The 13,517-nt window shown below is 68.9% G+C and carries 16 protein-coding genes and 1 pseudogene; 6 read left to right on the top strand and 11 right to left on the bottom strand.

The window, feature by feature from the left end; all coding sequences use genetic code 11:
• Positions 1 to 9: 9 nt before the first annotated feature.
• Both R3A49_09240 and R3A49_09245 read right to left on the bottom strand, forming a co-directional pair.
• Positions 10 to 810 (bottom strand): ABC transporter permease, encoded by an 801-nt coding sequence (locus tag R3A49_09240; protein ID MEZ5170915.1) that lies wholly within the window; start codon positions 808 to 810, stop codon positions 10 to 12.
• 1 nt (position 811) lies between these two features.
• Complete coding sequence (locus R3A49_09245; GenBank protein ID MEZ5170916.1) at positions 812 to 1,492, bottom strand: ABC transporter permease; 681 nt, start codon at positions 1,490 to 1,492, stop codon at positions 812 to 814.
• A 101-nt stretch (positions 1,493 to 1,593) separates the two neighbouring features.
• On the opposite strand from R3A49_09245, the gene R3A49_09250 reads away from it, so the two are divergent.
• The 5 genes from R3A49_09250 to R3A49_09270 all read left to right on the top strand — a co-directional run bounded on the left by R3A49_09250 (position 1,594) and on the right by R3A49_09270 (position 5,589).
• Complete coding sequence (locus tag R3A49_09250; protein ID MEZ5170917.1) at positions 1,594 to 2,718, top strand: betaine/proline/choline family ABC transporter ATP-binding protein; 1,125 nt, start codon at positions 1,594 to 1,596, stop codon at positions 2,716 to 2,718.
• 82 nt (positions 2,719 to 2,800) lie between these two features.
• On the top strand, positions 2,801 to 3,586 hold the full coding sequence (gene sufC / locus R3A49_09255; protein ID MEZ5170918.1) for a Fe-S cluster assembly ATPase SufC: 786 nt from the start codon (positions 2,801 to 2,803) through the stop codon (positions 3,584 to 3,586).
• A complete protein-coding gene (locus R3A49_09260; GenBank protein MEZ5170919.1) occupies positions 3,583 to 4,815 on the top strand; it encodes a cysteine desulfurase in 1,233 nt (410 codons plus the stop codon). Before sufC (R3A49_09255) ends, R3A49_09260 begins: the two co-directional genes overlap by 4 nt.
• 32 nt (positions 4,816 to 4,847) lie before the next feature.
• A complete protein-coding gene (locus tag R3A49_09265) occupies positions 4,848 to 5,330 on the top strand; it encodes an SUF system NifU family Fe-S cluster assembly protein (GenBank protein MEZ5170920.1) in 483 nt (160 codons plus the stop codon).
• A 79-nt stretch (positions 5,331 to 5,409) separates the two neighbouring features.
• Positions 5,410 to 5,589: a hypothetical protein gene (locus R3A49_09270; protein ID MEZ5170921.1), complete on the top strand. Its 180-nt coding sequence runs from the start codon at positions 5,410 to 5,412 to the stop codon at positions 5,587 to 5,589.
• Here the strand turns inward: R3A49_09270 and R3A49_09275 are convergent.
• Both R3A49_09275 and R3A49_09280 read right to left on the bottom strand, forming a co-directional pair.
• A complete protein-coding gene (locus R3A49_09275) occupies positions 5,586 to 6,173 on the bottom strand; it encodes a hypothetical protein (GenBank protein ID MEZ5170922.1) in 588 nt (195 codons plus the stop codon). The genes R3A49_09270 and R3A49_09275 overlap by 4 nt on opposite strands.
• Before the next feature lie 22 nt (positions 6,174 to 6,195).
• On the bottom strand, positions 6,196 to 6,513 hold the full coding sequence (locus R3A49_09280) for a helix-turn-helix transcriptional regulator (protein ID MEZ5170923.1): 318 nt from the start codon (positions 6,511 to 6,513) through the stop codon (positions 6,196 to 6,198).
• Between the two features lie 110 nt (positions 6,514 to 6,623).
• Here R3A49_09280 and R3A49_09285 point away from each other — a divergent pair, with 110 nt between their 5' ends.
• On the top strand, positions 6,624 to 7,637 hold the full coding sequence (locus R3A49_09285; protein MEZ5170924.1) for a fatty acid desaturase: 1,014 nt from the start codon (positions 6,624 to 6,626) through the stop codon (positions 7,635 to 7,637).
• On the opposite strand, the gene R3A49_09290 is transcribed toward R3A49_09285, so the two are convergent.
• From R3A49_09290 to R3A49_09320, 7 genes and pseudogenes are all read right to left on the bottom strand, one after another.
• Entirely contained in the window at positions 7,634 to 8,791 is a 1,158-nt protein-coding gene (locus tag R3A49_09290) for a DUF6596 domain-containing protein (GenBank protein MEZ5170925.1), read from the bottom strand. The two genes, R3A49_09285 and R3A49_09290, sit on opposite strands and share 4 nt — an antisense overlap.
• 15 nt (positions 8,792 to 8,806) lie before the next feature.
• A complete protein-coding gene (locus R3A49_09295; GenBank protein ID MEZ5170926.1) occupies positions 8,807 to 9,214 on the bottom strand; it encodes a YciI family protein in 408 nt (135 codons plus the stop codon).
• 158 nt (positions 9,215 to 9,372) lie between these two features.
• Positions 9,373 to 10,221, bottom strand: coding sequence for a Fe-S cluster assembly ATPase SufC (sufC, locus tag R3A49_09300; protein ID MEZ5170927.1), 849 nt, complete (start codon positions 10,219 to 10,221; stop codon positions 9,373 to 9,375).
• Positions 10,218 to 10,574, bottom strand: a complete 357-nt coding sequence (locus tag R3A49_09305) for a non-heme iron oxygenase ferredoxin subunit (protein ID MEZ5170928.1) — start codon at positions 10,572 to 10,574, stop codon at positions 10,218 to 10,220. Before R3A49_09305 ends, sufC (R3A49_09300) begins: the two co-directional genes overlap by 4 nt.
• Positions 10,567 to 11,859: a Fe-S cluster assembly protein SufD gene (gene sufD, locus R3A49_09310; GenBank protein MEZ5170929.1), complete on the bottom strand. Its 1,293-nt coding sequence runs from the start codon at positions 11,857 to 11,859 to the stop codon at positions 10,567 to 10,569. The genes R3A49_09305 and sufD overlap by 8 nt, the downstream gene beginning before the upstream one ends.
• A 45-nt stretch (positions 11,860 to 11,904) precedes the next feature.
• Positions 11,905 to 12,651: a SufD family Fe-S cluster assembly protein gene (locus tag R3A49_09315; protein MEZ5170930.1), complete on the bottom strand. Its 747-nt coding sequence runs from the start codon at positions 12,649 to 12,651 to the stop codon at positions 11,905 to 11,907.
• Between the two features lie 99 nt (positions 12,652 to 12,750).
• Positions 12,751 to 13,215, bottom strand: a pseudogene (locus R3A49_09320) (LAGLIDADG family homing endonuclease).
• Between the last annotated feature and the right edge of the window lie 302 nt (positions 13,216 to 13,517).

Raw genomic sequence — 13,517 nt, forward strand, 5'->3', positions numbered from 1 at the left:
TCCGGTCTACTACAGGACCGTGTCGCCCGCGGCGCGCGACTCGGCGTCGGGTCCGGTCCCCGACGCCGCCGCTGGCTCGTCACCCTCGGCCATGGCCACGAGGGGGCCGTGGCTACCAACCCGGAGACCCTTCGGGGTGAGCCAACGCTGCACCAACGCGAGGAGCCCCTCCACCGCGAGCGCGAACACACCCACGAGGAGCGCGCCGGCCCAGAGCTTGGCGTCGCCGTCGGCCTGCTTGAAGCCGTCGATGATGTAGCGCCCGAAGCCTCCGAACCCCACGAAGGCCGCGATCGTGGCTGTCGCCACGACAGCCACGGCGGAGATGCGCACGCCCGCCATGATGAGCGGCACGCCCATCGGGAGCTCCACCTGCGTGAGCATCTGGCGGCCGTTCAGGCCCATCCCGCGCCCGGCCTCCCGGACCTCGGGGTCGATCTCGGCGATCGCCACGTAGGCGTTGGTGAGCATCGGTGGAACCGCCAGCGCGATGAGCACGAGCGACACGGGCAGGTTGCCCGGGAGGCTCAGCGGGAACGGCTGCGGCTTGTTGCCGATCCAGATCACCATGAGCAGCAGCAACCCGAAACTCGGAATCGCCCGGCCGATGTTCGCCAGGTTGACGGCGACCACACCGCCCTTGCGGGCGTGCCCCACGAGCACGCCGATCGGCAGGGCGATCGCCGCCGCCACCACCATCGACCAGAAGCTGATCTGGAGGTGCTCGAAAAACAGGGTGGGGATCCCCTCATCGCCCGACCAGTTGGCCGGGTCGGTGAGAAAGGCGTAGACGTCGCCGGCCAGGCCCATCTCAGGTGGCCTCCCGCCGGGTCCACGGTGTCACGAGTCGCTGGATCAGCAGGATCACGAGGTCGGCGGTGACGGCGAACGCCACGGTGAGCACGATGCCGACCGTGATCGGGGTGCGGAATCCCCGCTGGAATCCGGCGTTCATGAGGGCTCCGAAGCCGCCCTTGCCGATGATCGCCGCGATGGGCACGAGCCCGATGATCGTGACCGTCGCGATGCGGATACCGGCGAAGAACACCGGGAGCGCGAGCGGTAGCTCCACGCGCACCGTCTGGCGAAGCGGGGGGTAGCCCATCCCCCGCGCCGCCTCCTTCACCTCGGGCGACACACCGTCGAGACCGGTCACGAAGTTCCGGACCAGGATCAGGATCGTGTAGCTCGCCAGCGGGATGACGACTGTCGTGGTGGACAGCCCGGTGATCGGAATGAGGAACGCGATGAGCGCGATCGACGGGATCGTGTAGAGCACGGCGCCGACGGCGATCGATGTCGGGTAGAGCCATCGGAACCGCGTCGCGAGCAGGCTCAGGGGCAGTGCGATGAGGATCCCGATTCCCACCGCGAGGAGCGTGAGTTGGGCGTGCTCGGTGAACTTCTCCCAGATCAGGTCGGTGTTGCGGTCGACGTAAGGCCACCAGAACCAGCGATCGTTGATGTCGGTGGCGAGGTGGAGAGAGGACACACGGCCTCTGCGGTCGACGGGACAGCTTCTCGGGCTCATGCCCGGGGATCCGGCGCCGATGGTACCGTTTCGGGTCTCCGATCGGAGCGAGAACCTCCTCCATGATCCGGCTCGAGTCGGTCTCCAAGCGCTACCCCAACGGCCACCTCGCGGTCGACGACCTCTCCCTCGAGGTGCCCACCGGCGAGACCACGGTCCTCGTCGGCCCGTCGGGCTGCGGCAAGACCACGACGCTCAAGATGGTCAACCGGATCATCGAGCCCACCGGCGGGAAGATCTTCCTCGGCAACGACGACGTGACGACGGCGAATCCCGTCGAGCTCCGTCGCCACGTCGGCTATGTCATCCAGCAGATCGGGCTCTTCCCCCACCAGACCATCGCAGCGAACGTGGGGACGGTCCCCCGGCTCCTCGGCTGGTCGCGCTCCGACACACAGTCGCGGGTCCACGAACTCCTGGGCCTGATCGGGCTCGACCCCGACACGTACGCCGACCGGTACCCCGCGCAGCTGTCGGGTGGGCAACGCCAGCGCGTCGGCGTGGCCCGCGCGCTGGCCGCCGATCCTCCCGTCCTCTTGATGGACGAGCCCTTCGGTGCGATCGACCCGGTCACGCGGGAGCGCCTCCAGGACGAGTTCCTCCGGCTCCAGAGCGAGCTCCACAAGACGGTCGTGTTCGTGACCCACGACGTCGAGGAGGCCGTGAAGATGGGGGACCGTATCGCCATCCTCGACGTCGGCGGCACCCTGGCCCAGTACGACACGCCCGCGGCGATCCTCGGGAATCCGGCGAACGACATGGTCGCCGACTTCGTGGGGCGCGACCGCGCGCTGAAACGCCTCAAGGTCACCCCGATCGACCTCGACTGCCTCGAGCACCCGCCGACGGTGCAGCCCACCGACTCTTTGGAGGAGGCGCGGCGCGTGATGGACGCGCAGGGCGCGGGATGGGTGGCGGTCGTCAACGGCGACACCCGGCTCCGTGGTCACGTGCGCGCCGCCAACGCCGACGGGAGCGGGACGGTCGGCGATCACACCGAACGGGTCGAGGCCTGGGTGTCGGTCGACGACTTCCTCGAGAACGCCCTCGCCCGGATGCTGCTCACCGACTACGGATGGGTGGCCGTGGTCGACGGTGACGAGTTCGTCGGGGTGCTCACCCCCGAGGCCATCTACCAGGCGCTTCGCAGCTCCCTCGAGGAGGCCGACCAGACCGCCGTCGTTTGAAGCGTCCCTGGAGCGCGCTATCCGAGCCTGAGGGACGCCTCAAAATTTACACTACGGCCATAGTGGAATTACGATGAGCCCCGTGACGACCCCCGAGCCCCTTCTGCTCCTCGACGACCTCCACGTGCGTGTGGCCGACACCACCGACGACGCCGACGCGATCCTGCAGGGTCTGTCGCTCGCCCTGCCCGTCGGCGAGGTCCACGCCCTCATGGGCCCCAACGGCTCGGGGAAGTCGACGCTCGCCAACACCCTGCTCGGCAACCCCTCCTACGAGATCACACGCGGGCGCATCCTCTTCAAGGGCGAGGACGTCACCGCTCTGTCCACCGACGAGCGGGCGGCGCGGGGGATGTTTCTCGGGTTCCAGCACCCCGAGGAGATTCCCGGTGTGAGCGTGCTCAACTTCCTGCGACAGGCCCTCTCCGCACGCAAGGGCATCGACATGTCGGTGCTCGAGGTGCGCATGGGCCTCATGGAGTGGACCAAGCGACTCGGGATGGACGACAGCTTCCAGGACCGCTACCTCAACGAGGGCTTCTCGGGCGGCGAGAAGAAGCGCAACGAGATCCTCCAGATGGCGATGATGGAGCCCGACGTCGCCGTGCTCGACGAGACCGACTCGGGTCTCGACATCGACGCTCTGCGCGTCGTGTCGGAGGGCATCACCGAGGTGCGCACCGACCGTCCCGACCTGGGCATCCTGCTCATCACGCACTACCGACGCATCCTCGAGCACCTCACCCCCGACGCAGTCCACATCCTCCTCGACGGCCGCATCGTGGAGTCGGGCGGTCCCGAGTTGGCGGAACGACTCGAGGAGGCCGGCTTCGACGCCTTCCGGACGGACGCGGGCGTGGGCGCGTGAGCCTCGACGTCGCCGAGATCCGTCGCGACTTCCCGGTTCTCGAACGCGAGTTCCACGGCAGCCGGCTCGTCTACCTCGACTCCGCCGCGACCTCGCAGAAGCCCACGTCGGTGATCGAGGCCGTCAACTCCTACTACCGCAGCACCAACGCAAACGTGCACCGGGGCGTCTACACGCTGGCCGAGGAGGCAACCGCCGCCTTCGAGTCGGCACGCGCCCGGGTCGCACGCTTCCTCCACGCCCCGTCGGCATCGGAAATCGTGTTCACGAAGAACGTCACCGAAGCCATGAACCTCGTGGCCCAGTCGTGGGGGCGCGCCAACCTGCGCGAGGGCGACGCCGTGGTGCTCAGCCTCATGGAGCACCACGCCAACGTGGTTCCGTGGCAGATGCTCGCCGCCGAGCGCGGCATCGAGCTGCGCTGGATCCCCCTCACAGACGACGGTCGGCTCGACCTCGAGACGCTCCCGCAGCTTCTCGCCGGCGCCAAGCTCCTGTCGGTCACGGCGCTGTCCAACGTGCTCGGCACCATCAACGACATCCGCCCGCTCGCCGACGCCGCGCACGCCGCCGACGCCCTCATCGCCGTCGACGCCGCCCAGGCGGTCCCCCACGTGGAGGTCGACGTCACGGCCTGGGACGCCGACTTCGTCGGCTGGACCGGCCACAAGATGCTCGGGCCCACCGGGATCGGCGGCCTGTGGGCACGCTCCAGCCTGCTCGAGGAGATGCCACCCTTCCTCGGCGGCGGTGAGATGATCCGTGACGTCACCGTCGAGGGCTTCACCACCAACGACGTGCCCTGGAAGTTCGAGGCCGGCACACCACCGATCGCCGAGGCCGTGGGCCTCGAGGCGGCCATCGACTACCTCGACGCCGTGGGGCTCGACGCGATCCGCCGTCACGAGATCGAGCTCACCGGCTACGCCCTGCACGCCCTGAAGGAGTGCTTCGACGATCGCATCACCCTCTACGGCCCGAGCGACCTGTCGATCCGCGGCGGCGTGATCTCCTTCCTGCTCCGGGACATCCACGCCCACGATGTGTCGCAGGTCCTCGACGAGGACGCCGTCGCCGTGCGGGCCGGCCACCACTGCGCCAAGCCGCTCATGCGCGATCTCGGCGTGCCGGCCACGACCCGGGCGTCGTTCTACCTCTACAACGACGAAGCCGACGCCGACGCCCTCGTGGAGGGATTGACCCGCGCCGAGAAGTTCTTCGCCCTCTAGGATCGTCCCACCGACGAGGAGAGCCACCCACCATGCCCGGTCTCGAAGACCTCTACCGAGAGATCATCCTCGACCACTACCGCGCGCCGCGGAACCGTGGCGAGCTCCCGTCTCCGCCCGCATCGCGCTCGGAGGGCTTCAACCCGCTCTGTGGCGACGAGGTGGTGCTCACCTTCGAGATCGACGAGAGCGGGACGATCGCCGACCTCCTCGTGGCCGGTCAGGGCTGCTCGATCTCGCAGGCGTCGTCGTCCATGATGAGCGCCGCCGTGAAGGGTAGATCGGTCGATGAGGCCCGCCGCCTCATCCGGGCCTTCAAGGCCCTGATGTCGATCCACGAGTCGAAGCTCGAGGGTGACAGCGACGGCGACGGAGCCGCCGACGACCTCGAAGGTGTGCAGCTCGGCGACCTCGAGGCGCTCCAGGGAGTCGTGAAGTTCCCCGTGCGCATCAAGTGCGCCACCCTCGCCTGGAACACCCTGGAACAGGGCCTGGACGAGACGCCCGAAACATGAGGGTCCGACATTCCAGCCTGCGTGTAGCGTGGTGGGTGGCCGACGACGGGGCCGGGCAGCCGGCGGAGAGGACGAGCTGATGGATCAGCCGACCGACCTGACGAAGCTCATCGACGAGGCGCTCGAGCGCTTCAGTGCGCGCGGCATGGTGCAGGCCTCCGAGATCGTCGACGTCCTCCTCGATCTGCGCGGCGCCGCCCTCGAACAGGACGAGCTCGCGCAGCTCCTCGCCGAGGAGCCCGAGCCCGAGCCCGCCTAGCTCGTCTCCCTGCCGGAACCCTCAGGTGGGTTGTCAGGCGCGGGCGGGGTGACGTCGGCCAGTGAGCGCAGACGCACGATGCGGGCGTCGTCGGTTCCGAGGTAGCGAACGAGCACTCCGATCGTCCGGTCGATGTCGAGAGTCCCTGCGGCCGTCATGTCCTCGAGATCGGCCCAGTCGCGCGTCCTGTCGAAGAACGCCTTGAACACAGCGAGATCGGTGCAGTCGAGGAAGGGCACGTCGGCTCCCCCGAAGGGCTCCCGACGCGACCTCTTACCTACCTCGTCGTGGAATTCCGTCGTGCTCATGAAGAGATCGACCGGCGTTGCGCCCCACCAGAGGCGGACCTGACCGTCCCGGACGAGGCGCTCCACGTCGTCGTCGGACCACGACACCCCGTGCGGCAACGCGGCGAGCGTCCGCGGCGCGTCGTCGACACCGGAGAACACGTTGAGGTCGATGTCGATCGTCCCCCGGGCACGTTCGGTGCACCAGGCCAGCGCCAGCGCCCCCCCGAAGGCGTGCGGAACGGCGGCCGCGTCGAGTGACCGGTGGATGGCGAGGATCTTCTGTTCGAGGCTCATGCCGTCGTCGAGCTCACCCCATCTAATGGCTCATGCCGAACGGTGGGTATTCGATGTCGATCGCGTGTCGGGCCGGGAACTTCTCGGCGAGCGCGAGTACCTGCGCGAGTTCCCGGCCGCGTTGCTCGGGGTCCGGCCCCGCGGGATCCGGCGTGATCTCGGCGCGGAGTCGGAGCCCGCAGGCACGGACGAGGCGATCGAGCGTCGCAACGGTGGGGATCTTGCGCCCTGCCTCGTAGGCCGACACGGTGGCGTGGGACGTTCCTGCCCGTCTCGCCAGGTCCCGTAACGACAACCCGGCCCGGCGACGGGCCCGGCGGATGAGTGTCGATGCCCGCATGGCCATATGGTATCCGATCGGATACCACCTTGCCGGGACGCCCTCCCAGGCCCCTCAAGGGAGGGACCTGCAACCTCAGCCCCCGGACAGCACGGCCTAGTGTCGGCACCGTGACCGGTTCGGTACCGAGCGATGCGCAGCCGACGATGCTGCTCGATCCGCAACGCCTCCCCGATGTCCTGCCGACCGAGCGCCTCCTTCCCAACGGCATGGCACGTCGCGAGATCCGCGACGAGCTCCGTCGCATCGCGAACGTCCGCAACGCGCTGAGCGTCGCGATCACGTGGGCCTCGGTCGCGGGACTGGTCACCCTCGCCGTGTGGTGGGGACCCGTCGGTTTCGTGATCGCCTTCGTGCTGATGGTTCCCGTTCACGTCCGTCTCGCCATCCTCATGCACGAGGCTGCCCACAGGCTCCTGTTCTCCAACAGCCGGGTCAACGACGGGATCGGGAAGTGGCTCATCGCCTACCCCGCGTTCGTGCCGATCGGCCTCTACCGTTCGGCCCACTTCGCGCACCACAGGGAGGAGTTCGGTCCCGACGAGCCCGACGTGGAGTTCTACTCGGGCTACCCCGGCCCGCCGTCGGCTCTCCGGCGCCGCCTACTCCGCGATGCCGCCGGGATCTCCGGCTGGAAGAACCTCGCGCCCCTGTTCCGGTCGGCGATCAGGGGACCCGGCCGTGAGGTGAGCCTTCCGATCATCGGGGTCCAGCTCGCCCTCTGGGCGCTCATGTGGTGGACGACGGGGCTCTGGTTCGTCTACCCGGTGCTGTGGCTCGGGCCGTGGATGACGGGCTGGCGCGTCGCCAACAGGCTGCGGGCCCTCGGCGAGCACGGTGGCCTGGGCCCGAGCGACGACCGTCGCATCACGACACACAACGTCCGCCAGACGTGGCCGGCGCGGTTCTGGCTCGTGCCGTGGAACACCGGCTGGCACCTCGCGCACCATGTCGACATGGGGATCCCCTGGCGGAACCTCCCCCGCTTCCACGCCGAGCTCGTTCGTGCCGGCTACGTCGACGACACGATGACGTACCCGAGCTACACCGCGTTGTGGCGTGCGCTCTGCTCGGAGGGGGAGCCGCTCCCCGCCCGGTTCGGCGCACACACTCCGCGTCCCTAGGCCCGGAGCAGGGCGTTGACGCGGGCGGCCTGACGGGCCTGGTGCGCGCGTTCGGCGAGGCTGGGTGCGTCGCGTGCGGCCTGCGCGTACAGCGCGGCAGCTTCCTCCAGGTCGTTGTTGCGCTCGTGGAGGTGTGCGGCGACGGCGGTCCATCGCGGGACAGAGGGATCGACCTCGGCGAGCGCTGCGAGTCCGGCCCCCGCCCCGTCGGCCTCGCCGACCGCCACCGCACGATTGAGCTGCACCACGGCGTTGTCCCCGAACGCCACGAGCTCGTCGTACCACTCCACGATCTGCTCCCAGTCGGTGTCTTCGAAACAGCGTGCATCCGCGTGCAGCGCGGCGATGGCCGCCTCCGCCTGGTAGGGGCCGAGCTGATCGAGAGCCAGGGCTGCCCGGAGCACGGCCACACCGTCCGCGATCGAGGCGCGGTCCCACAGCCCGCGGTCCTGGTCGGCGAGGGGGATCAGGCGGCCTCCGGGCCCGAAGCGCGCCCGACGGCGGGCGTGGTGGAGAAGCATCAATGCGAGCAGACCACGCACCTCCGGCTCGTCGACGACCGTCGAGAGCCGGCGCGACAGCCGGATCGCCTCGGCTGCCAGGTCGACGTCGCCGGAGTGTCCCTGGTTGAAGACCAGGTAGAGCGTGTGCATGACGGCACCGAGGTCGCCCGGCTCCTGGAGCCCGACCTCGCCCACCGTGTGCTTGGCTCGGCTGATGCGCTGCGCCATGGTCGCCTCCGGGACGAGATACGCCTCGGCGATCTGCTTCGTCGTGAGGCCGCCGACGGCTCGCAGCGTCAGAGCGATCGCTGACGACGGTGTGAGCGACGGGTGGGCGCACAGCGCGTACATCGCGAGCGTCTCGTCGACGTGCTCGGCCGGACCGGGTGGAGGCTCGGCCGCCACGCGCTGCTCCCGGTCGCGACGCGCGCTGTCCGATCGGACGATGTCGATGAACGCGTGCCAGGCAGTCGTGACCAGCCAACCCCTCGGGTCACGTGGCGGGTCGTCAGCCCATGCGGTCAGCGCCGTGACCACGGCCTCCTGGACGGCGTCCTCGGCCGTGGCGAAGTCGGCACCGCGACGCACGAGTGTGCCCAGCACACCGGGCAGCAGGTCACGCAGCAGCTCCTCGTCGACGTCGTGGCCCATGACGGCTCCGGACGCTCAGTCCGTGGCGTTCTCGGGCTGGGTCAGGAACGGCCGCACCTCGAGCCACTCGTGGACCGGCTCGCCACCGGCTCCCGGCGCCGCCGACAGCTCGCCGGCGAGCTCGATCGCCCTCTCCTCGCTGTCAACGTCGATGACCATCCACCCGGCGATCAGATCCTTGGTCTCCGCGAAGGGGCCGTCGGTCACCGGTGCCTTGTTCGCGCCGTCGTGGCGAACCCACATCCCCTCGGACGAGAGGGCCTGGCTGTCGACGTACTCACCGCTCCTCTCGAGCTTCGCAGCGAAGTCGTCCATGTACCGGACGTGGGCGTCGACCTCGTCCGGGGTCCACTGGTCCATCGGCACGTCGTTGACCGCCTGTGGTGCGCCTCGGTAGTGCTTGAGCAGCAGGTACGTGGCCATCGTGGGGCTCCTCTCGCTGGTGGCGACCCTCGTGGTCGCTCCGTACTCGTGGGACGGAGCCACGCCACAGATCTCGACACCCCGGAGGAGAAAACCTCCGGCGCATGCGTGAGATCGCGCACAGCCGGCCGCCCCACCAGGCTCCCGGCCGTGGCCCGTCAGTCCTCGAACGGGAGGGCACCGGCCGTTGGGTCGCCGAAGGGATCTTCGTCGGTGGTGCGCTCGACGGGGCCGGTCACGGAGAGCTCCTCGACGCCCAGCTCGGTCGCCAGCCCCTCGTAGCCCGAGGACTCGAGCTGATCGGCCAGCTCGGGACCGCCGCTCGCGACGATGCGCCCGGCCATGAGGATGTGCACACGGTCGGGACGCAGCTCGGCCAAGAGGCGGGCGTAGTGGGTGATGGCCAGCACCCCGAGATCGCTCTCGTTCGTCATGGCCTCGACCCGCCGTGAGATGTCGCGGAGTGCGTCGACGTCGAGACCCGAGTCGATCTCGTCGAGGACGGCGATCTTCGGCTCGAGCACGGCGAGTTGGAGCGTCTCGTTTCGCTTCTTCTCCCCGCCTGAGAACTCGACGTTGACGCCGCGTGCGAGGAACTCCTCGGCCACGTGGAGTCGATCGGCCTCGGCGGTGATGCGCTCGGCCAGACCGGCCGACCCGTTCGCTCCCTGGCCGGCCACCTCACCGTCGCTCGTAGCGGCATCGAGAAAGTCCTCGAGCGACACGCCGGGGACTTCGGTGGGGTACTGCATCGCCAGGAACAGGCCGGCACGTGCCCTCTCCCACGTGGGGCGTCCCAGCAGTTCCTCACCGTCGAGGGTGACCGAGCCCGCCGTGACGTCGTAGTCGGCGTGGCCCATCAGGACGTGTGACAGGGTCGACTTCCCCGACCCGTTGGGGCCCATGAGCGCGTGGACCTCACCCGATGCGACCGTGAGGTCGACACCGCGCAGGATCTCGTGGCCACCGACGGTGGCGTGGAGACCGGTGATCCGCAGCTCACTCATTGTGGCTCCACTCCGTTCGCCGGTACGGGCCGTACGAGCACGTCGCTGCCGTCGACCCGCACGTCGTAGGTCGGGATCGGCTGGGTCGCCGGGAGCGTCCTGACGTCGCCCGTCCTCAGGTCGAAGGCCGATCCGTGCTTCGGGCACTCGATCTCGCAGTCGTCCTCCTCCACGAAGCCCTCCGACAGCGAGTAGTCCTCGTGGGAGCAGCGGTCACCCACGACGTACCAGTCGTCGCCGATGCGCACCACGGCGAGCCGCAGTCCCTCGGTGTCGACACGTAGCGCCGAGCCCGGCTCGACGTCGTCGATGCCGCACACACGGAACTCGTCGTCGTGTGCACTCTCAGCCATCGAGGTGCCCCACCTTTTCGTGGACCGACCTCCGCAACGTGTCGACGAGCGACGGCACGGGGAGCCGGTTGAAGACGTCGTCGAAGAAGCCCAGAACAATGAGCCGCTGCGCGTCGGAGGGACGCACGCCGCGGCTCTCGAGGTAGTAGAGCTGCTCTTCGTCGATGGGGCCGACGGCGCTGGCGTGGGTGCACTGGACCTCGTCAGCCTCGATCTCGAGATTGGGAATCGACTCGGCACCGGCGCCGTCGGTGAGCACGAGGTTGCGGTTGGTCTGGTGTGCCACGGCCTTCTGGGCGTCGGGTCGGAGGCGCACGAGGCCGGAGTAGACCGAGCGGGCGTCGTCCTCGACGGCACCCTTGAAGAGGAGGTTGCTCGTGGTGCGCGGCGCGTCGTGGTCCTGGAGCGTGCGGAAGTCGAGCATCTGCGTCCCGTCACCGAAGTAGACGGCGAGCTGGTCGCTGTTGGCGCCCTGACCGGCGAGGAACGTCTCGCTGCGCAGGCGCGCGTAGTCGCCGCCGAGCGCCACGGCCGACGACGACAGGTCGGCGTCGCGACCCAGGTGGGCCCGCTGGAACCCGATGTGCCACGTGCGGGGTCCGTGGTCCTGGATGGAGAGGTAGCGGACGACCGCGCCGTCGCCGAGGAGGAGCTCCACGACGGCGTCCACGAGGTGGTCGGTGTCGGCCGACGAGAAGCGGTCCAGAACGGTGACCTCGGAGCTCTCCTGGGCGTCGACCACGGTGTGGGGGAAGCTGGCGAGCCCGTCACCGTCGGACCAGTGGAGGACGACGATCGGGCGCTCCACGACCACGCCGGCGGGAACGCGGATGAAGGCGCCGCCGGCGAGGAACGCGTCGTGCAGCGTCGTGAAGGCGTCGGGCGACTCGTCGGCGGCACGCCCGAGCACGTCGGCGACGTCGGCCTCCTCGCAGGTTGCGAGCTCGCAGATCCGCACACCCTTCGCCTCGAGCTGCGGGTCGACCTCGTGGTGCACGACACGCCCGTCGCGCGCGACCACGAGACCCGCATGCTCGCCGGCCTCGGCCGCGACGGGCCCGCCACCGGGTGCCTTCTCGTCGCCGGGCGGGCCGATCTCGTCGTAGGGCGTGGGGCGGTACCGGTCGAGGTCGAAGGAGTCGATGCGGGAGTAGCGCCACACCTCCTCCGACGACGTCGGCCACTCCACGCCGGCGAGACGCTCGAAGGCCGCCGCGCGGCGCTGCGCCAGCCAGTCGGGTCCGTCGAGCGCTCGCGAGGTCTCCGCGGTGAAGGCTGTGGTCATCGTCGTCGTGTCGTCCCGTGGGTGTGGATGTTCGGCGTGCCGGCGTCAGCCGACGGAGCCCTCCATGTTGAGCTCGATGAGGCGGCTCAGCTCGACGGCGTACTCCATGGGGAGCGTCTTGGTGATCGGCTCGATGAAGCCGTTCACGATCATCGCCTCGGCCTGCTGCTCGGTGAGCCCGCGGCTCATCAGGTAGAAGATCTGGTCGTCACCCACCTTGCTGACCGTGGCCTCGTGGCCGACCCGGGCGTCCTTCTCGTCGACCTCCATGTAGGGGTAGGTGTCGGATCGGCTCTCGGGGTCGAGGATGAGAGCGTCGCAGCGCACATGACTCTTGACGTTCGTGGCGCCGTCGTCCACCTTCACGAGGCCGCGGTAGGTCGTGCGGCCCCCGTCCTTGGAGATCGACTTCGAGTCGATGATCGACGTCGTCTCGGGGGCGACGTGGGTCATCTTCGCCCCGGCGTCCTGGTGCATCCCCTCCCCGGCGTATGCGACGGACAGCACCTCACCGTGGGCCTTCGGCCCCGTGAGCACGACCGCCGGGTACTTCATCGTGAGCTTGCTGTTGTGGACGATGAACCCCTCAGCCACGAAGTTCCCGGTACCGGCGACTTCGATGTCGTACGTGGGAACCTCCACGGCGCTCTGCTCCGAGACCTCAACCGTCCGGCACTCGACAGCATCTGGAAGGTCGATGTTCGAACGGCCGACGCTCCGGTGATGTGTCAGCTGTGCGGGCGGGACTGCACGTGCCAGGTCGGCGAGTTCGTCGCTCAGGAACGGAAGCACTCTGCTGTCGAGCGGGAACTCGAGCCGGTGAGCGCCATGAGCCGTGCACGCGTTGCCGACGATCTCGACCTCGCGATGGTCGTCGAACTCGGTGTGGAGCCGGGCTGGGATACCGAGGGTCGTGAGGATCCACGCCACATCTGCGAGAAGGGGTCGATTGACCGACTTCAGCGAGAACGATCGCCGGGCGGGCACCACACACCCGTCGGAGTCGACGTAGCCGGCGACGAGAGCCAGGCGCTGGGACTCGGGCAGCCCAGCGATCCATGCCGGCAGCCGCTTGGTCCGCGCCTTGCCTTCGAAACCTTCATTGAGGAGCGTTCGGGCGAGATCTACCGAGTTCCACGAGACCAGGCGCTTGTCGGCACGTTCGGTGGGCTCCGTACCGGTGAGCAGTCTGCCCATCGCCCGCATGAGCTTCGGACGCGCCCGATCATCGGCAGGTACCGAGAACTGAACCTTGGCCCAGCGCAGACCCCCGTGAGCAGCCTGCGCAGTCTCCATCGAGCCATCACCTATGTAGAGACCCAGGAGCCACATGAGCTCGTCGTCGGTCTCGATCATCTCTCCTGGGAGGCGTGGGATGCGGGCGCGGGTGGCTGTGAACGCGTCACTCCACTGATTCGAGGACTCGAACGTGGTGGACGCCTCGGGCCACACGATCTTGTGGGGCTGGCCGTAGTCGACGGAGCTCCTCGGCACGATGGCCTGTGCTAGTTCGTCGGTACGGACATAGTCGAGCGCGTAGCGACCGAGCTTCTTCGGTCGCTCGGGATCGTACGTGTACGAGTAGAAGGGGTGGTTCGATGTCGCCAGCAGCGAACGTACGCCGTGGGTGACCGTGTGGACGGGCTGGTGCCCCGAGT

The sequence above is a fragment of the Acidimicrobiia bacterium genome (genome assembly GCA_041394025.1).
Lineage (GTDB): Bacteria > Actinomycetota > Acidimicrobiia > IMCC26256 > JAOSJL01 > JAOSJL01.